This is a genomic window from Brevibacillus sp. BD137, assembly GCF_041644655.1.
Lineage (GTDB): Bacteria > Bacillota > Bacilli > Brevibacillales > Brevibacillaceae > Brevibacillus > Brevibacillus brevis_D.
In genome coordinates this window covers 413,202-433,085 of sequence record NZ_JAOTNO010000001.1, presented here as the reverse complement: position 1 = coordinate 433,085, position 19,884 = coordinate 413,202, and the positions used below count along the sequence as shown (strand labels likewise).

The window sequence follows — 19,884 nt, the reverse complement described above, 5'->3', positions numbered from 1 at the left end:
GGAGTTTCGTATGGCACAAAATGCGAAAAACCTAATTGGGCTTGTCGGGGTTCCATTAGTTATGGTGCTGGGCAACTCGATGCTGATCCCTGTACTGCCTACAATGAAAACGGAAATGAAGCTCACTTCCTTACAGTCGAGCTTGTTGATCACCGCTTTCTCGATTGCAGCAGGTATTGTTATCCCTTTTGCCGGCTATTTGTCGGATCGATTTGGGAGAAAAATTGTCATTATCCTCTCCCTTGCCCTGTATGGTTTGGGTGGTTTGGTCGCAGGGCTTGCCGCGTTGTGGATCGATCAACCTTATATGGCCATCATGGGAGGGCGTGTCCTGCAGGGAATCGGTGCCGCCGGAACAGCCCCCATCGCGATGGCATTGGTAGGGGATTTGTTCGATGGCGCATCGGAGAGTAGGGCATTGGGGCTTTTGGAGACATCCAATGGGATGGGAAAAGTATTAAGTCCGATTTTTGGCTCCTTGCTAGCTCTCATTTCTTGGTACATGGTCTTTTTAGCTTTTCCGATTATTTGTGGGGTCGTCCTCCTGATGTTTTTATTTCTGACCAAGGAAAAGAAACAGGAGAAGAAGCCGCTCCCCGTCAAGCAGTACATGCATTCGATCGCGCAAGTGTTCAAGCAGCATGGAAAATGGCTTGTCCCCGCGTTTTTTATAGGGAGCATCTGCTTGTTCACGTTGTTTGGTGTACTGTTTTACCTCTCTGATTTATTGGAGGAAAAATACAAGATTGATGGTGTCATCAAAGGCTTCTTTTTGGCGATTCCCTTGCTCGTAATGAGTATAGCGGCATACGTGACAGGAATCATCATTAAAAAGAAGCTGAAGCTGATGCGTCTGTTTGTGATAATCGGCATGTTTTTGTTGGCTACGTCTTACGTTCTGGCCAGCTTTGTCCAAGGGGCTTATATCCTGATTGGCATTTTGGTCATCGGCAGCGTAGGGACAGGGATGATTTTACCGTGCTTGAACTCCATGATCGTTGGGGCCGTACAAAAAACAGAGCGGGGCATGATTACTTCTTTGTATAGCGGTGTCCGTTTTATCGGTGTTGCGATTGGCCCGCCTATTTTTACCTGGTTGCTCGGAATTTCCCGAACGGCCATGTTTCTATCAATCGCAGGTTTATCGCTCGTTTTCGCAGTAGTTGCGATCTTTTTCTTGAAGCCCAAGCAGGTCGAGCAGCAAGGACATGGGACAAAAGACAGCGAGACGAAAGCGTGGCGGCAATTATCAGAGGTATTGGGAATTGAACCGGAAACGGTACATGAGGAACAACGTGAGAGAGCCATCGAAAGGTATGGTTTTGACCCAAATGACCTCGTCAAGCGTGTGTTGTCGGGAAAGAAGGAAAAGGAAAAACAATAAACAGGCTGTCTCTGCCGGTCAGTCTCACCGAATACAATGTCGGAGAGCGGCAGGGACGAGCCTGTTTATGATGGCTAGGACTCAGCGAACGGATGACGCAAAGCTCGTTCGAGTGCGAGCGGATACACATCATCTTGTAGAATGCGACTAAACTCCTGATTGCCTTTTACATCCCGCGGGATATCCGCAAACACAATAGTGGCAAGCACATCTGAGCCACTTGGCTGGTTTGTATAATGCGCTACCTTGGCGATATAAATGTCTTTTCGCATCGAGTCGTCGATGGTGTACTGTCCGATGCGCTCAATCCCTTCCAGAATAGCGCCAGTTTCTTCATAGACCTCACGAACTGCCGCTGCCAGGCTGTTTTCACCCGGTTCTACTTTTCCCCCTGGTAGCTCCACACCGCGTTTACGATGGCGCGTAAATAACAGCTTTCCTTGATAAAAAGCAAAGATCAGCACGTGACCGGCTTGGTGGTTCTGATATTCTTCTGGGGAAAAGGTTAGCTTGACAGGTAAGCCGAAATCGTCGTTAAAAGCGTACATGCAATGCTCTCCTTCTACAGGCTCATTGATTTGGTGTTTTGGATTTGCAAGGAAATATGTTTGACCGCCTTCATCGCTTGACCAACTGCTAGAGACAAACTCGCATAAGCGGCTCCGTTGCTCACGTCTCCGATTGCGTATATCCATGGAGAGTTGACTCGGTGATACGAATCGGTTTGCAAATACTCATCGCCAAACGTGTCCAAGCCTTTGAGACCAGCTGTGTTTCCATGAACGCCAATTCGTGGCAAAATCCAATCGACTATGATCGTCTCCGGATTACCTTCTCGCGTAGAGGTGAGTGACAAAACAGTCCGTGCCTCTTCGTCCTGATAGTCGCTAACTTGTGTTTCCCACAGGACTTGAATGTTGGGGAGGCCTGTGATTTTCTTTTGCCACTCCGGCCGAGCACGCCACTTCTTGCTCCGAACCAACAGATAGACCTGTCGGGCATGCAAACTCAAATTCGCAGCACTCTCTAATGCGCGATCTCCTCCGCCAATTACGGCGATATCTTGCCCGGCGATGGTGTGCGCTTGAGCAGTTGTAGAAAACCAAGGCGACAGGACGCTCGGACAACCAGCTAGGGTCGGTATCTCATTCCAACCAACGCCTGTAGCGATGAGTAAATAGTCGACACGATAAACGGATTTTGAAGTGGTCACCTGTTTCGTTTCCTGATCAATGGAAAGAATGGTCTCGTTGAATCGTATGTTTTGCTGCTGGATGAAAGGATGTTCGATCAGTACCTTTACAAGGGTAGCTCCCTGGTCATATACAAGGGGCGGAAAGTCGGTAATCTCGTTGTAAATTTGATGCAGTTGGCCGCCAAGTCTATCCGTTTTTTCGATAAGAAGACAAGAAAGACCTAATCGTTGGCACCATATTGCTGCGGACAACCCTGCGATGCCGCCACCTGCGATCAGCACCTGTATGTGTTCCACTCTCAAGTCCCTCCGATTCCCTTATTCATCTATCCGATTTTCCTCAGTTTTAGACTACCTGTTTCGATTCGCAAGTGCAAGAACTCAGAGGGAAAACCGCTCGAGTTGAATCGGCAGGATTCTACATTTTAACGGAAAATTGTGGTAAAATGAAACGGAAGTTTTCCAGAATATATTGAAAAATGAAAAGCCCAAAGCACTATGGACCCGTGATACGAAAAAGGAGTGAACCGAACGTGCAAGCCAAGAATGACAAGCCTCAAGCTCCTGCAAAACAGCCGCGTAAACGGATGAAGCGTGGCCAGCGAAGCAAGCGGATGTATCTGCTCTTGGCAGGTTGCTTATTCCTCTGTTTGTTGGCCGTAGGAGCAGGCTTCGCCCTTAACCAGTTAGACAAGACCCTGGATGTCGTAACAGCCGATCCTTACAAGTTGCCGGATCAACCTGTTGTTGAAAAGCCGTACGAGCAAAAGAAATCAATCGCCTTTGTCATCGTCGGGGTGGATACGCGCAAAAACATCGGCATGTTGAACACAGATGTTCTGGTCGTCGCAGTCGCCAATCCGGTTACGCAAAAGCTGAGCATGGTTTCATTGCCCCGTGATACCCGCGTTCAAATCCCAGGCTATCCAGGCTATCACAAGGTCAATGAAGTATTTGCATTAGGGGAAAATATTAGGAAAGATGCAGAATTCAAAGGGAAGCCTGTCACAGAAAATGGCATGACGATGCTTAAAAAAACGTTGAATCACATGCTGGGGATCTCGGTTGAGCATTATGTGCAGCTTGACTTTGAAGGCTTTACAGCGGTCATTGACAAGCTAGGTGGCATTACGGTTGACGTAGATCGAGATCTCGTATACGAATTGCCGAAGCAAGGTGTATACCGCAATTTGAAAAAAGGGAAACAAGTATTGAACGGCGAGCAGGCACTCGGCTTCGTCCGTCATCGCATCGACAGACGTGGAGACGCTTACAACTCGAGCGACTTCGATCGCAACCGTAGACAGCAGCAGGTGATTCGTGCCGTGGCAGAAAAGAGCATGTCGATGGATGGATTAACGAGTTTGACAGCTGTGCTGGATACCGTTGGTAAGCATATCAAAACCGACCTCTCGACAGACCAAATTAAAGGATTGGCACTCGATTTTGCCAGCTTTTCGTCAAGCAACATGGTTACTTTGAATAATGGGGCGATCTGGAGTTCTCCTTATTCCTTGTGGCCGAGGGAAAACATGCAAGCGGTCCGAACTGCCTTGCAAACAGAAGTGGGTGTAGCCGGACCGGGCGAAACGCTCAGTGATGCAGCTGTAGCAGAAGTAGCAAAGGTCGAAATGAAAGCGGAGAAGAGAACGCCAGCTTCAAATCCTAAGTCTACAACAGGGACAAAAGAACAGCCAAAAACACCAAAACCAGCGACAACACCAAAACCTAATCCAGAACCGACACAGGAGCCTGTAACACCACCGACTGTTCCAGATGGCAATGGCGAACTCAATCCTGCGCCGACGGATAGTAATATGCCGCCACCAGATATTTTGGCTCCGCCTGCACCGGCGACAGATAGTGCTGACATCGGGCAAACTGGATGATCTTGAGCACACCCCCCAGGCAAAAGCACATATTCTATCATACATAGACTGTCTTGCCTCTGCTGGGAAGGGGAGAGTGTACGTGATGAAAAATCTGCAAGAGACCATGAAGCAGTTGCAAAAAGCATCCGAAAGTTTGTCCAAGCTCGGTTTTAACCCAGAGCATCCGTGGAAAGCATTGAGCCAGATGGGGCAGGTGCTGGATACAAACTTTTGGGAGAATATCGCGACGCTTAATAAACAAGCTGCACAAAAAACGGCCGCTGACGCCGCGCCAACTGTACCACCCGTGAAAAAGAGAAAAAAAAAGACGAAGGAAAAACCGATGCGATTCGTGCAGGCTGACGATTCGCATTTTTCCCCAGTCTCGGATATCTTCCAATCAGAGCAAATGGTCATTGTTTCCTGTGAACTGCCGGGCTTCGATCGCGATAGTCTGGAGATTACTCTCTCCGAGCAACGGTGGTTGGAGGTCAAGGGGATCATCAAGGGGAATGAGCACCAGGGGCTTCGTACACAAGGGGAAAGAAGTTACGGCCCCTTTTATCGAAAGCTGGCTCTTCCGGTTTCCGTCAGTTCAAAAGGGATGAGGGCCCAATATCAGGACGGATTGTTAGAAATCTATTTGATGCGTGGTAGGGCTGCGAACGAAGGAAAAACAACATTTAAGGCGAGCTTGTAAAAGCAGGTGTAGTCGAAACATCAAAAAAGAACCTGGATTTTTCCGCCAGGTTCTTTTTATTGCACATAAATAGACGCGATGATACAATCAAATCACGCCTGTTATTGTTTGTGTGATCATAATTATTGCATCTTATATCATAATCGTATCATGCTGCTGAACTCTTGTCAAATGTTTTTTCTCATTTGAATGGTTAGGGGAGATATTGAATGAGTTCTTTGGTTCTCGGTTTTCAGGAAATGAAAAAGACGCAGCTTTTGCTCGTTGGCGGAAAAGGGTTACATTTAGGGGAATTATCCAAAATTCAAGGAATACAAGTACCAGAGGGATTTTGCGTGACAACAGTGGGATATCAAAAGATGGTCGAATCAAACGACATGTATCAAGCATTGTTGGATCAACTAACCATGTTAAAAGTACAAGACCGAGAACAAGTTGGAGAAATCAGCAGGAAGATTCGAGAGAGTATTATGGAAGCAGAGATTCCTTCCGATGTTGTGAAAGCCGTTACTCACTATCTCTCCCAATTTGGAGAGGAGCATGCTTATGCAGTGCGTTCTAGTGCGACAGCTGAAGATTTACCACATGCCTCTTTTGCCGGTCAACAAGACACCTATTTAAATATCATTGGCAAAGAAGCAATCTTGCGGCACATTAGCAAATGCTGGGCTTCTCTCTTTACGGATCGCGCGGTCATCTACCGTATGCAAAATGGATTTGACCACAGTCAGGTTTATTTATCGGTTATCGTCCAAAAGATGGTTTTTCCACAGGCTTCGGGGATTTTATTTACCGCTGATCCCATTACATCCAATCGGAAGTTGCTATCCATCGATGCCAGTTTTGGACTTGGTGAGGCACTTGTCTCTGGCCTGGTATCAGCTGATTGTTATAAAGTGCAGGAAGCAGAAATCGTCGATAAGCGGATAGCAACCAAAAAATTGGCTATCTATGCACGAAAAGAAGGCGGAACAGAGACACAGCAGATTGGTCCTGATCAGCAAAAGACGCAAACACTAGCAGATGAACAAATTTTACAGCTGGCACGCATTGGAAGACAGATCGAAGCTTATTTTGGGTCCCCGCAAGATATCGAATGGTGTTTGGTTGATGACACCTTTTATATTGTCCAGAGTCGGCCGATCACGACTTTATACCCGATCCCTGAAGCGAATGATCAAGAAAATCACGTCTATGTATCTGTTGGCCATCAACAAATGATGACCGACCCTATGAAACCATTAGGACTGTCTCTTTTCCTGTTAACGACTTCTGCACCCATGAGTAAAGCGGGGGGAAGGTTGTTTGTTGATGTTACAAAAATGTTGGCTTCACCTGACAGCAGACAAACCATACTAGATACCCTGGGACAATCCGATCCGCTTATCAATGACGCATTGATGACCGTCATAGAGCGAGGCGATTTTATACAATCGTCCCCAAATGATACAAATGAACAGAATCCCGGTAAAAGCAAGAATGGCATGTCGGCTTTGGGTTTTCAAGAACAATTCGAAAACGATCCGACAATTGTTTCTGATTTGATTAAGCGCAGTCAAAAATCGATTGAAGAGGTAAAGCATAACATCCAAACGAAATCAGGGTCGGATTTATTTGATTTTATTCGAGAAGACATCCAGCAATTAAAGAAGATTATATTTGATCCACAAAACATTGGTGTGATTACGGCTGCTATGAATGCTTCAAAATGGATCAATGAAAACATGAACATGTGGTTGGGGGAAAAAAACGTAGCAGACACGCTTACTCAATCTGTGGCAAACAATATTACTTCGGAAATGGGTCTGGCGCTCATGGATGTTGCGGATATCGTTCGTCCTTATCCAGAAGTCATTGATTTTTTACAGCATGTAAAAGATGATAACTTTTTACATGAAATGGTTCAGTTTGAAGGTGGACAGGAGACGCAAGACGCAATCTATGCGTATCTTACGAGATACGGGATGCGATGTTCCGGAGAAATCGATATAACGAAAACGCGTTGGATTGAAAAACCAATCATGCTTGTCCCCATGATTCTAGGTAACATCAAAAACTTTGAACCGAATGCTGGCAAGCGGAAATTCGAGCAAGGACAACAGGAAGCTTTGGAAAAAGAACAAGAGCTATTAGCGCGATTAAAGCAATTACCGGATGGTGAACAAAAAGCAAAAGAAACCAAACAAATGATCGACCTCATCCGGAATTTCATCGGCTATCGAGAATATCCAAAGTACAGCATGATGAATCGCTACTTCGTTTATAAGCAGGCTTTACTGAAAGAAGCTGAACAACTCGTACAAACAAAGGTCATTCATGAAAAAGACGATATATACTATCTCACTTTTGAAGAACTTCATGAGGTCGTACGCACAGACAAATTGGATGATCAGATCATCAACAAACGAAAAGACGAGTACAAGTTTTTTGAAAAACTGACTCCCCCACGTGTAATCACGTCTGATGGTGAAATTATTGTTGGTCAGTACAAGCGAGAAAATCTGCCAGCTAATGCGCTTGTAGGTCTACCTGTTTCAACCGGAGTCATAGAGGGGCGAGCACGCGTCATCGTAAACATGGAAGATGCTGATTTAGAAGATGGCGATATATTAGTCACCGCCTTTACTGATCCTGGCTGGACACCATTGTTTGTATCGATAAAAGGTCTAGTCACCGAAGTCGGTGGACTGATGACACATGGAGCAGTTATCGCGCGTGAATATGGCTTACCAGCTGTTGTTGGCGTGGAAAAGGCTACCACTTTGATAAAAGACGGACAACGAATTCGCGTGCATGGAACAGAAGGGTATATTGAAATATTATAGTCAGGGGGCTTCGTGCCTCCTTTTTTGTTTCGTTTTTTAGCCAAAATAAAAACAGTGTCAATGAAAAAACATTAACACTGCATGGATTAGATGTTCCCAAACAATGGCTGATCGACGAGATTGGAGTCCACAGTATTGGTTGCGTTGACACCATTGAGCGTATTTACGACGTTACCTGTGTTGCCGCCTCCTGAACCGGAGAATGTCTTGGCGGCTGTTTTTGGCGATATGTTGAGGGTGTCTCCGAAGTTAACGGTACCTGAATTGTTATTGATATTGACAGCTCCAATGACAGAAGGCAAAGGCTATCTCCTCCCCCCAGTATGTGGTTCTTCACGGAACAGGTGGCGAATGTTTACCACACGTGTTTCTAATGAAATAGACTCGTTTGAACCGATGTGGACAACAGAGGCAGCAGCTAAGAAAGGGACCCGCACATTTCGAACAAAAATGTAAGGACAGTCATGGAACGTATCGATGCAAATCGGTTCAGTCGGGCTGGGTGCGACTAAAGGAATGGAGAAGGCAGAGTAATCCTCGAACATAAATTCGTTTTCGTAAAAGATGGCCTTTTCACGCTGGACCGCCAAAATATTGGAAACAGCATCAAGGCACCGGGAATCACCTACTTGCAGAACCGATGAGGCATCTACTGAGAGGACATCTACCTTGTGGATATGACTGGTTCTCCGGCACATGGTGACCAACGTCCTTACGGAGCAGGGATTGCCGTATCAACGGGAATAGTGGCACCTACAATCATTTTTTCAGGCGGCGTTTCATAAATCGATCGGAGGTTCACCGTCTGGGTGTCTCCGATAAATAAAGAGGCGGCAGAGGAGAGAGCTTCAATGGTGACTCGCTTCACGCAAATGGCTTCGTTAATCACCTGATACATGATCAAGGTTCGTTCACCTCACGCGGCAAATTTTTTACAAACGTTTCGCATGTTTTATCAATATCGCGTTTCACTTTTTGAACGATCGTTTGCACGAAAATGTCGTGCTGCTCCGGTTCCAGCTCATCAGTAGGAAGATCGTTTAGGTAATGCTTGATGCGTTGATCAATCTGCTTTTTAATATCATCTAAAATAAACGCTCGATAATTTTGGTCAAGTGGGTAATTGCACTCCGTTTCAATTTTTTCTAAAACGAGGTAAGCATCACCCTCTAAATATTGGTAAATCTCATTTTGTACACGGTCAAAAAGAGGAGCGCTGGTTTGAGGAGGATCAGGGATGTCCATTGACTGATTGATGGAGAAATCACCGATCCCAGAATCATTTCCTTTTGGATTTAATCCGATATTGAGAGTCCCTTCGAGACGTTCAACCTTGAGCAAGTCGAATTTGTATTCATTTCTAATGACGGAAGGGATCTGCCTTTCCTTGAGGTCATTGACATCTTGTTGCAGTTGTTCAAGCATCTGCCTCATATGTTCGATCTTTTTGTTTTGCGATTGTATATAGTCATGTAACTGTTGAATATATTGCATCATTTCGTGTTCCATGTACATGACGACCATCCTTCTTCAGCCAGCATAAAGCGTATTTAGCGACGACGTAGGGACATACGTGGGGTAATGCGGGACGGCTCTACCAACGGGACAAGTGGAACGAACTCCTCCGAAACAGCTTCTGGAAGAGGACCCGCTGGTGGTGCTGGTTCTGTGAATCCCCCCGTATTGTAGAGCTTGGATAATGGCTTGATAATACCTGCACTTCCGATCTGGCATACTGAGGAGTTGGTAATGCCATCGATCTTAAGTGAGTTGATTACGATATGCTGCGTGACAAAAAAGTTCATGCGAAATCTCGTCCCTTTGCCCGGTAATCATTCGTTTCTTCTACAAAAAGAGGAATGTCATTATCCGATTGATCATTGACGTAGACGACGCTACGTGGAATTTTGAAGGACAAATTCGTACCAGAATTAAATGATCCTCCACCCGCGAAGGTTTTGGTGTAGCTGGTAGGTGCGATTTTACGGACGTCCCCGACATTGAAAACGCCGCCCACGTTGTTTACATTGATGACTCCAACGAATGCTGGCATGTTCGGCACATCCTTTTGGGAGAGATCCTCTCTGTATTGTATGTCGTAGGCCATTGGGTGTTCATACCTGTTTTTGCGACCGAACCAGTGCGAGCAGCATATGATGTATGAATAGGCGAGTTTTAGGAAAAGGAGAAAAAGTTCCATGAATATGAAGGTGACGAATAAAAAAATAGACGTCGGTGATTTCAGCTTTGGTGGGGTTTCTCAGTCGTCGATTGTGCTGATTGGGGACACCGATGTCCTGTCCTGCTACACTATTTTTGATACGCCGCTACATGCCGTGATTTATTCACCCCAAGTTCCTATCCGGCCGTTAGACCTTGGTTTGCGAAGAGGGTAGCGGTGGTTTTTACGTATTCGCGTATTTGGCCTGATAGTGGCTGAGAGCCAGCAGCGGCCAAATCCAACGATAGCTGTGATAAGCAAAGTAAGTGCCGCCAGGGCGTCCCCCGCCAGTCGGGTAGCGAGTCGTCCAGTCATTGGCTTGATTGTGAGTGAGCAAATAGCGAATTCCTCGTTGCAGCTCTGCCGTCGGCTTGGATGACACGGCTATCAGTGCATCGATTGCCCATGCTGTCTGCGAGGGAGTGCTTGCTCCGAGGGGGACGTACGTTTTCTTTAGGTCACTTTGGCAAGATTCCCCCCAGCCGCCGTCGGGATTTTGGTTGGCAACCAGCCACGCCAACGCTTTTTGGATGGCGGGATCAGTAGGAGAAAAGCCAACCGCCATCAGCCCGGTAATGGCAGCCCAAGTACCGTACAGATAAGCAATTCCCCAACGTCCATACCAGGAGCCGTCTGACTCTTGATGCGTGAGAAGCCAGCGGACTCCTTTTTCTACGTGCAGGTCAGTCAATGTTCGTCCGGCATAGTTTCCGAGGAATTCTAAGGTCCTCCCTGTCAAATCGGCAGAGGACGGATCTGTACTGACGGTATCAGCTCCTTCGATAGGCAAGTGGCGAATGAAATCAGCATCTGTATTTCGTTCAAAAGCGGGCCAGCCTCCATCGTCGTTTTGCATAGATAATAGCCATTCGAGACCCCGTTTCCATGCGGCTGCTACTGTCACATCCGTACGGGCCAGCAGGCGGAGAGAGCGCAGAGCAGCTGTCGTATCATCAATATCCGGGTTCATGGTGTTGTAATCAGAAAAGCCCCAACCGCCAGGCTTTCCATTTGGATTGCGAATTTTCCAGTCACCGTACGTATGCTGCTGTTTTCGGAGAAGGTAGCGGTTTGCTTTTTGAATCGCGGGATGTGAGGGAGAAAGTCCGCTTTTTTGCAGCGAAAAAGTCAAGAGCGCCGTGTCCCAGACGGTTGAAGTAGCTAGCTGCAAGTGTGCACCGTTTTCATAATCATAGACACTATTGGTAAGCCCTTGCATCGCTTTTTGGATCAGTGGGTCTTTCGGAGAAAACCCCCGTGCAAGTAGCGCAAATATCATGAAAAAGGTAGAGGTCGAATAATTGTACAGCGTACCGTCCGGCTCGATTCGCGCCAGGATGTATTGTTCCAGGCGACGTAGAGCGAGCTTGTGTAGTTGTCCGGGTAAAAAGGGGAGCTGCTGCAAGGAATCGTGGATGGTGGCGAGAAACGATTGTCCCTCTTTGAGGAAATTCTCTAGGAATCGATGCGGATATAGACCGCGAGAGATCGGTGTACCGGCGTATAGATCGGACAAGTCTGGTGCATTGTCAGGCTTTTTTACATAGTTGCGATCAGCCACAATCATCATGGGGGCAAGATGGACACGTGCGTACCCGACAAAATCGTAAAAGCTGACAGGGAACCTCGGGGGCAAGAGGGCAATCTCGACGGGAACGAGAAAATGCGAGGGCCACTGGTATTGGCCTGTCAAGGCTGTAGCAAATTTGGTCAGCATGTTCGCTTGTGTCAGCCCACCCTTTTCCAAGATAAACGAGCGAGCCAGAGCCATTCTCGGTTCGTTCTTCGTAAATTTGCCTGATAACAGCAGGGCGTAATACGAATCAATCGTCGTAGACAGATTGCCTTCATGCTCGTCTGGATACAGCTTCCATGCCCCATTATCGTGTTGAAGAGACGTGATGTGATTCGTGAGCTTCTCCATCAAACGTTCATCATGAATACCCAGCGTACGCAATAGGATGATCATGTGAGAATCTGTCATCGGTGAGCTTTCCAGACAAAAGCGCCATGTGCCATCCTCTTGTTGGCGCTGTAACAAAAAGGCTTGAATGCGGTTGATTTCTTGCTGGACTTCACGCAACTCATTCACCTCCCGATAAAATACGGCGCCTGAAGAAGAGAGGGGGAAGGGCAACGATGGGTTTGTCGTGGTACCAATACGCATCACGTCTGCCGCTTGCCATGAATCTGGGGAAAGTCCGTACGGCGACAGCACGATTGCCAGCACAGGATCAAAAAACGGTAGAGCAGATCAAACAGGAGACACACGCCCACAACCGTGACAACATAGACAGAACGCGCGCCTATATGTCGTTTTATCAAAAGCATCCACAGGTTCACTGGGCGCTATTGGCACATCTCGTATCGCGCAATGCGGGATGGAGTATGACTGATTTGCGGGGAGAATTATTGCCTCGCTTGCTTCGAACAAAAGAGCAGCAGGATTATTTTTCGTTTTTGGAGCGGGGAAACTGGTTGATTTTTCACGATGCGTACCCTCAATTGTTACTGTATGAAGAGAGTGTCAGGCGACAGACCAACCTTTTTTATTTACTGCCCCATCTGGGCGTCTCTACGTTCATGCAGGCGATCTGGAATCATTTTTGGAAGACCACAGATAAAGAGCTGCTCGCCATTGCTTTGATCATCAATGAACAAAACTATTTGGAAGAGCAGCTCATGAAAGACTCAAGCTATCAAAATTCAGTCGTCCGCACCATCCCGTTTGCTCTCCAGGAGATTTTGCAACTGAATTTGATCTTGTTTCCCCAGCGGAAAGTGGTCGATGAGCAGGGAAGCTTCTTGCAGCTCGTGGGGGAGCGAGTGTTTCATTTTGCCTCCTTACCAGAGAGAATCCATTTGGGAAAAAGGCTGTACAGTCTGCTGTTCGGGGGTGCGAACAGGCAGGAGGCAGCGTACGCTTGGGCATTGCAACAGCCACACACAGGTTCGCGAAAAGATTATTGGCCGCATCTTTTTCACGATGTGCATGATACAGTTCCTGGCAAGTCTTATCAGGTAAAACTAATGAACTGTCAGCTGCGCCAAGGGGCAAAGCGGCTGTTTTCCCCAACGCTTCGTCAAGTTTGGAGACCTATCCACCATGAGCCGCCAAAGGCGTTAGATTGGTACAAAAACAAGAGCGATGTATGGCGTGTGCTGACACGAATGCAGGAGACAGCATTTGCAGCAGAGATGAATGAGGCGCATTGCCAGGCGTTGGCAAAAATCGAGTGGGCTGTCGCAGCCAGGACGAGATTACTTGGCTAACTTGTAGTAAAATAGAGAGGAATCCAGAACGTTAGACTGAATCTCGACAGGCTTAGAGAGTTTTAGAAGGAGCGATAACCATTTGAAGATATTAATTATTGCGGAGAAACCTGATATGGGACGAAATATTGCCGCCGCAATAGATCCTAAAGCGAAAAATCACCGCACCTATTTAGAAGGTGAAAAATACATGATTACATGGGCAATCGGGCACTTAATTGAACTGGCAGAACCGGAGGCGTACGACCAAAAATATAAAAAGTGGAATATCAATGATCTTCCTATCATTCCCGAGCCGTTTAAGCTAGTACCCAATCGGAAAACAATCGATCAGCTAAAAATAATCGGGCAGTTGGCCAAACGAAGCAATCTGCTGGTTAATGCATGCGATGCCGGGCGGGAGGGTCAACATATTTTTTCCCTCATTCAGCGGCATCTAAAATTGACGCAACCCGTTAAAAGACTGTGGATCTCGGACTTGACCCCTGAAACGATCAGGAAAGGATTCGCAGAGATGAAGGATGCCGCAGCCTATGAGAACTTAACGCGGGCAGCAAAAGCTCGAAGTGAAGCCGATTGGCTAATCGGGATGAATGGCTCACGTGCATTTACGACCAAACATAACGTGCTCCTTTCTGTCGGACGAGTACAGACCCCTGTCCTTGCGCTCATTTATGATCGACAGAAGCAGATTGAGGCTTTCTCATCGGTTACGTTTTTTCAAGTCGAAGGGCATTTTTCGCAGGGGGAGAGGACGTACAAGGGTCTTTGGCAAGGTGATCGCTTAACCGATCCAGCTAAAGCAGAAATGTTGGCTCGTAAAGTGAAAGGAAAACAAGGGCGGATCGCCTCCTACGAAGTAAAGGATACCAAGGAGTATCCATTCAAGTTGTATGACCTGACATTGCTGCAACGTGAGGCCAATGGCAAATACGGTTTTTCCGCCAAGAAAACCTTGGATATAGCACAGGCGCTGTATGAAAAACACAAGGTGATTTCTTATCCGAGAACGAATTCCAACTATGTGACAGAGCAAAATATTCCCGAAATGCACAACACCCTGTCGTCCTTGCAAGGCACTGGATATGACGCTCTGGTAAAGGGTGCAAACCGTAGTTTGGTTCATAAAGGCAACAAATTTATATGTAATCCGGCAAAGGTAGATGATCACCATGCTATCCTGCCGACAAATCGTAAGGCTTCAGGGCTTACGCCAGATGAGCAGAAGTTATATGATTTGATCGTTCGTCGCTTTCTGTCGCAGTTTTATCCGCCAGCAGAATATAAGATGCATACGGTCATAACCGATGTGGAAAATGAGTTTTTCAGAACGTCGGTGAAAGAACAGAAAAGTCTCGGTTGGAAGATTATTTATGCCGACCAGCAGAAGGAAAAGCCCAAGAATGGAAAAGGTACGGCCAAAGAAGAAGAGGATAAAGAAGAGATTGAAGTGAACGAGCCTTTTATCATTCAATCCGATGCCAGCGTAGTATGCTCGGATGCGATGGTAAAGGAAAAAGAAACACAGCCGCCCAAGCATTTTACGGAAGGAACGCTTCTAAAGGCCATGGAAAGCGCAGGCAAGCAAATTGAGGACGAGGAACTGCGTGATGCGATGAAGGAATCTGGACTGGGAACCCCGGCAACTCGTGCCGCCACCATCGAACGGCTGAAAAAGGTCGGATACGTTGAGATGCAGGGGAAAAAGGTTCAACTTACGCTAAAAGGCCGTACCGTTATCGAATTGATTAGGGGAGCAGGTATCGAACTTTTAACCTCTCCTGAAATGACGGGGCATTGGGAGCGTCGCTTAAATGAGATCTCCCGAGGAACAGCCGCCGACGGGCAATTTATGGAGAATGTGAAGAAATTCGCTACGATGATCGTAGAAAAGGTTCGCGTACAATCTCGTGCTGAGAAGACCTTGTTTGAGAGTGAGAGTACCACGCAAAAAGGATCTTCGAAAACAAGAGGACGAGCTGGCGGGCGAAGTACAGGTAAATCAGGTGGCAGGACTGCCACAACAAAGGCTTCAACTCGAAGCGCAGCAAAGACCGCTACTACAACTTCGAGTATCATCACCAAATGTCCACGACCGGGTTGCGGAGGCTCCATTTTCATGGGACGCAAAGGTTACGGATGTTCGAATTACAACGTGGGCTGTAAATTCGTTATATGGAAAGAGAATTACGGGCGTATGCTGACGGATACGCAGATTAAAGCCCTCATTGAAAAAGGCAAAACGGGTAAAATGAAGCTTGAACGTCAGGATGGAACACCATTTCAGGCAAAACTTATTTTGAAAAGTGTAGAATCGGGCGAGCTTACTTTCGAACAGTAATTTTTTGTGACACGTAAATCACCAATTTGTTCATTCAAAGTAATGTTCTAGACTGGAGTTGTTGATCCTACGCAATTAATACAGCGGCAACCTAAGACCTGAAAATAAGTCTTAGGCAGGCCGCTGTTTTTTAAAACTAACGAACCCGTTAGTTCAATAACTGAAATTGTTCAATCACTTCCAGGTTTCACAATTTATTTTACAGACCCTAATTTTCAATTTGTCAAGGACTGAGACTCCTTACAGTAAGTTAGATCATAATTGGCTCTTGCCGCCTCGACATGCCAGTAATTTTCCCTTCCCCACTGTCTTAGCTCTCTCATCGGCTGAAGCAAGCTTTCCCCTAAAGGAGTGAGCGTATATTCAACTGTTGGGGGCACAGTTGGTGTAATATGCCGTTGGACCAGCCCATTCCATTCCAGTTTTCGTACCGTTTGCGTGAGCATTTTTTTTGAAATGCCCTCGATTCTTCTTTCCATTTCTCCGTATCGAATGCTTCCGTTTTCCAATGCATAAATGACGAGCGCTGTCCACTTATTGGAAATAATTTCAAGAACTCTGCTGTATCCGCACACCGCCAATGAGATATCAGATTGTTTTCCTTTAGCCGAAGATGTCAAATGATTACCTCCTATGCACTTCAAAGTTCCCAGGCCACCTTAAAGTGCCTACTTACATAAGTTTAGTACGTGAATTATTATATGTCTACACCAACGGAGGAGCGGCGATGCATGGCAACAATGCATTATAAGCCGACAAAGTTGAACATCAGTAGCAATCAGACAAAAACGTTACTTACATGGGAGGAAATGAACGTGCCGAATATTAGTAAAGCTCGCCCTAAGTTGTATGTGATGGATAACGGTCGAATGAGCATGGATAAAAACTGGATAATCGCCATGCATAATCCTGCTACGATCAAAAATCCGAACGCAGCTACACAGTTCGTGGAATTTCCGATTTATACGGTATTGATCGATCATCCAGAAGGAAAAATTTTGTTCGATACAGCTTGCAACCCGAACTCGATGGGCATCGAAGGACGCTGGGCCGCATCAACTCAGCTGGCGTCCCCTTGGGTGGCGAGCGAGGAATGTTACCTGCATAACCGGCTGGAGCAGATCCATGTAAGACCTGAGGAAATCAAGTACGTCGTTGCGTCTCATTTGCATTTGGACCATGCCGGGTGCTTGGAGATGTTCACGAACGCTACAATTATTGTCCATGAAGATGAGCTGAACGGCACGTTGCAAAGCTATGCCCGCAACGAAAAAGAAGGAGCCTACGTTTGGGCGGACATCGATGCTTGGATCAAAAACCACTTACAGTGGCGGACCGTCAAACGCCATGAAGATAACCTGGAGCTGGCTGAAGGAATCAAGATTATGAACTTTGGCAGTGGCCATGCTTGGGGCATGTTAGGCTTGCACATTGAAATGCCGGAAACTGGCGGGATCATCCTCGCTTCCGATGCCATCTATACGGCAGAGAGTTACGGTCCACCCGTCAAGCTGCCAGGCATCATATACGATTCGATCGGCTACCGGAACACGGTTGAGAAAATCCGCACGCTCGCTGTCCGAACGAATTCCCAAGTGTGGTTCGGGCATGATGCGAATCAATTCAAACAATTCCGCAAATCAACGGAAGGATACTATGAATAAGTAGGGCTTATCCAAACCTGCATCACATCCTCCTAACAACTCTTAAATGATAAAATGTTATTATCTTGAATATGAACTGGTACTTCCTAAGCGCTTCAGTCTCGGCTGGGTAGTTGAGCTTTTTCACATAGTATTGAAGTGAGGTCCTGGTATTCCGCAGGATGAGGCCGGTTGGCTTCATACCGACTGATGGTGGATGCGTACTAAGAGAATCTAACGTTCGCATTCTTTGGGTGGGGCATGGCTTTGCTTCTGCTATGGCCTTGGCGACATTCAACGTTTGGTGCTACATCCACAGTAGTTGAGGTTAGGGTTTATTGCGTTAACCTGCCCGTTCGTATTATGAGGTCAGCCAGTTTTTACTGGTTGACCATTTTTAATATGGTTCTACGATTACGGTAGTCGAGGTAGAACGTCCATGCCCGTGGGGCATTGACCCCGTCTGGTCTGGATGTATCTAAAGGGGAAAGTCAAGTTCAAGCATTTTTAGACAAGAGTCAGCCATACGGAAAAAGCTATAGCATTTCGCATACTGGTGCTATAATCGGTCCGTGAATAATTTGAAAAGGAAGATCTAAATGCTCAATAATGTTAAAGAGCATAGAAAGTGGAGAATACAACAGCTCCTTCAAGTAAACAAATCAAAAATAGAATTTCTATTACGGAGAACTATTTCAAGAATGTGTTGAAAGCTAAAGCAATGGAACGACAATATTGTCATTCGATCTTGGTGAGACAATTCTTGAAGGCCTCTCAGTGGACTTCCCATTTACTCTATATGGCCGAATTGACAGTTGAATCATAAGGTCTTTCACAGTTCAGAAGCGGAGCTTCAGGAATTCTTATCTAGTTACAAGATCCATACTTCTAACGTCTACATTCTTTGGAGTGATGGACTTCACCGACTGGATATCCATTAATAGAAACACAATTGATCAGGTCTGTGGGCAGATCAATGGCTAACGGCGAAGAATGCGGGAACTAGGGATCTTGAAAGCAAGGGTAAAAAACTTTATCGAGGACTTTTCAACGAGGAACGACCGCGTTTTAGCAGAGGTTTGTGAGATCCAAAAAGTTCAAGCAAGATTGCCTTAACATGGTGAAGGACTTAAACTTTCTTACACGTTGAAAAAACAATTGTAAGACTTCGGTACTTCACGTATAGTTGAAGGTAGTTATTGATTTTGCAACAATAATGGAGGTGGGGAACATGACAATGACATACATGAGTTCTATTTCAGTATGCAATCATATTCCATTTCCCCATCTGGCGTACGTGAAATCCTCCTAGTTTATCTAGCAGGTTCTCTTAGCTGTGCCTAAAACACGGGGATTACCCGTGTTTTTTTGTATGGCAACGATGTACGCGTCAAAGGCTTGGTGTAGCCAAGTTTGTTTATGTTTGACGCCGTGGGGATCGAATATCCCCACGTTTTTTGCTATCTACTGCCGTGGGGATTGAAAGCTCCACGGCTTTTTTCTATTCACATACTAATGGGAGGTTGAGACGATGAGTACAATTAACAACGGTGCAGGACTTGTAATAGCAAAAGGGCTTTCGGAAGAGTGGTTGAAACAGATTGTCCATTTGGCAAAAATATGCGAGGCATACGATGCATTTGATTTATCCGTCAACCTGAACGTATCGATGCTCCAAAACCGCCAACCTGAACAAACGAATGATTTTCTGTACGTCCAAGATGGGCAACTGGTTGGATTCCTCGGTATGTATGCGATCGTCAGTCCGAAAGAAGTGGAGATCAGCGGAATGGTTCATCCAGACTATCGACGCAAAGGAATCTTCCGCGCTCTGTATGAACAAGCAAAAGCTGAATGTGAAAAGCGTGAGGTAACGCAAATTTTACTCGTCAGCAATCGCAAGTCCAAGGAAGCCAGTTCTTTTGCAGAAGGCGTAGCGGCCACTTATCAATTCTCTGAATACAAGCTGGATTACTCCGCTACAGCGCACGTAACTGCTGTGGAATCAGATAACCGTCTACAGCTTTTCCCAGCCACCACGAATGATTTTCAGACACTGGTAGAGATTGGCGTAAGCGGTTTTGAGGATACAGCTGATCTTATGACTGCGCTAGTTACACGCAATTTGTCAGAGCCATCCTTTCAAACGTATCTGGCTCAGTACGAGTCTGAACCGGTCGGGATGATTACCGTAAGCGAAGAGGATAACGAGTTTTTCATCTCAGGATTTTGCGTAAAAAAAGGGCTCCAAGGAAAAGGGCTGGGTAGAAAAATCCTCTCTCAGACAGTAGAAATCTTGAATCAAAGAGAACACATAGGAGGAATTAGCCTAGAAGTGGCTGTCGATAATCAAAACGCCTTGTCACTCTATCAATCTACAGGATTTGAAGTCGTCTCAGTCTACGACTATTATGTCGGGTGAGGCTTGACT

19 protein-coding genes are annotated in these 19,884 nt (G+C 46.3%); 9 read left to right on the top strand and 10 right to left on the bottom strand.

The features are described 5' to 3' along the window. Positions 1 to 10: 10 nt before the first annotated feature. The gene (locus ODZ53_RS02335) at positions 11 to 1,384 is read left to right on the top strand and encodes an MFS transporter (protein ID WP_372675779.1); all 1,374 of its coding nucleotides are present in this window, start codon (positions 11 to 13) and stop codon (positions 1,382 to 1,384) included. A gap of 74 nt (positions 1,385 to 1,458) precedes the next feature. On the opposite strand, the gene ODZ53_RS02330 is transcribed toward ODZ53_RS02335, so the two are convergent. Continuing rightward, positions 1,459 to 1,932, bottom strand: coding sequence for an NUDIX domain-containing protein (locus ODZ53_RS02330; protein WP_372675778.1), 474 nt, complete (start codon positions 1,930 to 1,932; stop codon positions 1,459 to 1,461). Between the two features lie 14 nt (positions 1,933 to 1,946). After that, entirely contained in the window at positions 1,947 to 2,876 is a 930-nt protein-coding gene (locus ODZ53_RS02325) for an NAD(P)/FAD-dependent oxidoreductase (protein WP_372675777.1), read from the bottom strand. Positions 2,877 to 3,112: 236 nt separating this feature from the next. Between ODZ53_RS02325 and ODZ53_RS02320 the strand changes: the two genes are divergently transcribed. The 3 genes from ODZ53_RS02320 to ppsA all read left to right on the top strand — a co-directional run bounded on the left by ODZ53_RS02320 (position 3,113) and on the right by ppsA (position 7,975). Continuing rightward, the gene (locus ODZ53_RS02320) at positions 3,113 to 4,468 is read left to right on the top strand and encodes an LCP family protein (protein ID WP_372675776.1); all 1,356 of its coding nucleotides are present in this window, start codon (positions 3,113 to 3,115) and stop codon (positions 4,466 to 4,468) included. Between the two features lie 85 nt (positions 4,469 to 4,553). Beyond that, on the top strand, positions 4,554 to 5,150 hold the full coding sequence (locus ODZ53_RS02315; RefSeq protein ID WP_372675775.1) for an Hsp20/alpha crystallin family protein: 597 nt from the start codon (positions 4,554 to 4,556) through the stop codon (positions 5,148 to 5,150). Positions 5,151 to 5,359: 209 nt separating this feature from the next. After that, complete coding sequence (ppsA, locus tag ODZ53_RS02310) at positions 5,360 to 7,975, top strand: phosphoenolpyruvate synthase (protein WP_372675774.1); 2,616 nt, start codon at positions 5,360 to 5,362, stop codon at positions 7,973 to 7,975. Positions 7,976 to 8,061: 86 nt separating this feature from the next. Here ppsA and ODZ53_RS02305 read toward each other — a convergent pair whose 3' ends face one another. Genes ODZ53_RS02305 through ODZ53_RS02280 form a run of 6 tightly spaced genes read right to left on the bottom strand, consistent with a single transcriptional unit; the run spans position 8,062 to position 10,028 of the window. Next, positions 8,062 to 8,277, bottom strand: a complete 216-nt coding sequence (locus tag ODZ53_RS02305; RefSeq protein ID WP_015892069.1) for a spore germination protein — start codon at positions 8,275 to 8,277, stop codon at positions 8,062 to 8,064. A 3-nt stretch (positions 8,278 to 8,280) separates the two neighbouring features. Next, positions 8,281 to 8,673, bottom strand: a complete 393-nt coding sequence (locus ODZ53_RS02300; protein ID WP_372675773.1) for a spore germination protein GerPE — start codon at positions 8,671 to 8,673, stop codon at positions 8,281 to 8,283. Positions 8,674 to 8,687: 14 nt separating this feature from the next. Beyond that, positions 8,688 to 8,873: a hypothetical protein gene (locus tag ODZ53_RS02295; protein WP_015892067.1), complete on the bottom strand. Its 186-nt coding sequence runs from the start codon at positions 8,871 to 8,873 to the stop codon at positions 8,688 to 8,690. 2 nt (positions 8,874 to 8,875) lie between these two features. Further along, on the bottom strand, positions 8,876 to 9,484 hold the full coding sequence (gerPC, locus tag ODZ53_RS02290; RefSeq protein ID WP_372675772.1) for a spore germination protein GerPC: 609 nt from the start codon (positions 9,482 to 9,484) through the stop codon (positions 8,876 to 8,878). A gap of 41 nt (positions 9,485 to 9,525) precedes the next feature. Continuing rightward, positions 9,526 to 9,780: a spore germination protein GerPB gene (locus ODZ53_RS02285; RefSeq protein ID WP_372675771.1), complete on the bottom strand. Its 255-nt coding sequence runs from the start codon at positions 9,778 to 9,780 to the stop codon at positions 9,526 to 9,528. Next, positions 9,777 to 10,028: a spore germination protein gene (locus ODZ53_RS02280; RefSeq protein ID WP_372675770.1), complete on the bottom strand. Its 252-nt coding sequence runs from the start codon at positions 10,026 to 10,028 to the stop codon at positions 9,777 to 9,779. The genes ODZ53_RS02285 and ODZ53_RS02280 overlap by 4 nt, the downstream gene beginning before the upstream one ends. A 145-nt stretch (positions 10,029 to 10,173) precedes the next feature. Here ODZ53_RS02280 and ODZ53_RS02275 point away from each other — a divergent pair, with 145 nt between their 5' ends. Continuing rightward, on the top strand, positions 10,174 to 10,371 hold the full coding sequence (locus tag ODZ53_RS02275; protein ID WP_015892063.1) for a hypothetical protein: 198 nt from the start codon (positions 10,174 to 10,176) through the stop codon (positions 10,369 to 10,371). Positions 10,372 to 10,380: 9 nt separating this feature from the next. On the opposite strand, the gene shc is transcribed toward ODZ53_RS02275, so the two are convergent. Beyond that, complete coding sequence (gene shc / locus ODZ53_RS02270; RefSeq protein ID WP_372675769.1) at positions 10,381 to 12,363, bottom strand: squalene--hopene cyclase; 1,983 nt, start codon at positions 12,361 to 12,363, stop codon at positions 10,381 to 10,383. On the opposite strand from shc, the gene ODZ53_RS02265 reads away from it, so the two are divergent. Continuing rightward, positions 12,336 to 13,469: a DUF2515 domain-containing protein gene (locus tag ODZ53_RS02265; protein WP_372675768.1), complete on the top strand. Its 1,134-nt coding sequence runs from the start codon at positions 12,336 to 12,338 to the stop codon at positions 13,467 to 13,469. The two genes, shc and ODZ53_RS02265, sit on opposite strands and share 28 nt — an antisense overlap. 82 nt (positions 13,470 to 13,551) lie before the next feature. Continuing rightward, entirely contained in the window at positions 13,552 to 15,810 is a 2,259-nt protein-coding gene (locus ODZ53_RS02260) for a type IA DNA topoisomerase (protein ID WP_199929955.1), read from the top strand. Between the two features lie 215 nt (positions 15,811 to 16,025). Here ODZ53_RS02260 and ODZ53_RS02255 read toward each other — a convergent pair whose 3' ends face one another. Continuing rightward, positions 16,026 to 16,430 carry a winged helix-turn-helix transcriptional regulator gene (locus ODZ53_RS02255; RefSeq protein ID WP_015892059.1) on the bottom strand — a complete coding sequence of 135 codons (405 nt, stop codon included), beginning with the start codon at positions 16,428 to 16,430 and terminating at the stop codon, positions 16,026 to 16,028. 195 nt (positions 16,431 to 16,625) lie between these two features. Here ODZ53_RS02255 and ahlS point away from each other — a divergent pair, with 195 nt between their 5' ends. Beyond that, the gene (gene ahlS, locus ODZ53_RS02250) at positions 16,626 to 17,474 is read left to right on the top strand and encodes an AhlS family quorum-quenching N-acyl homoserine lactonase (protein WP_041749891.1); all 849 of its coding nucleotides are present in this window, start codon (positions 16,626 to 16,628) and stop codon (positions 17,472 to 17,474) included. Between the two features lie 1,510 nt (positions 17,475 to 18,984). Next, a complete protein-coding gene (locus ODZ53_RS02245) occupies positions 18,985 to 19,875 on the top strand; it encodes a GNAT family N-acetyltransferase (protein WP_372675767.1) in 891 nt (296 codons plus the stop codon). Positions 19,876 to 19,884 lie beyond the last annotated feature (9 nt).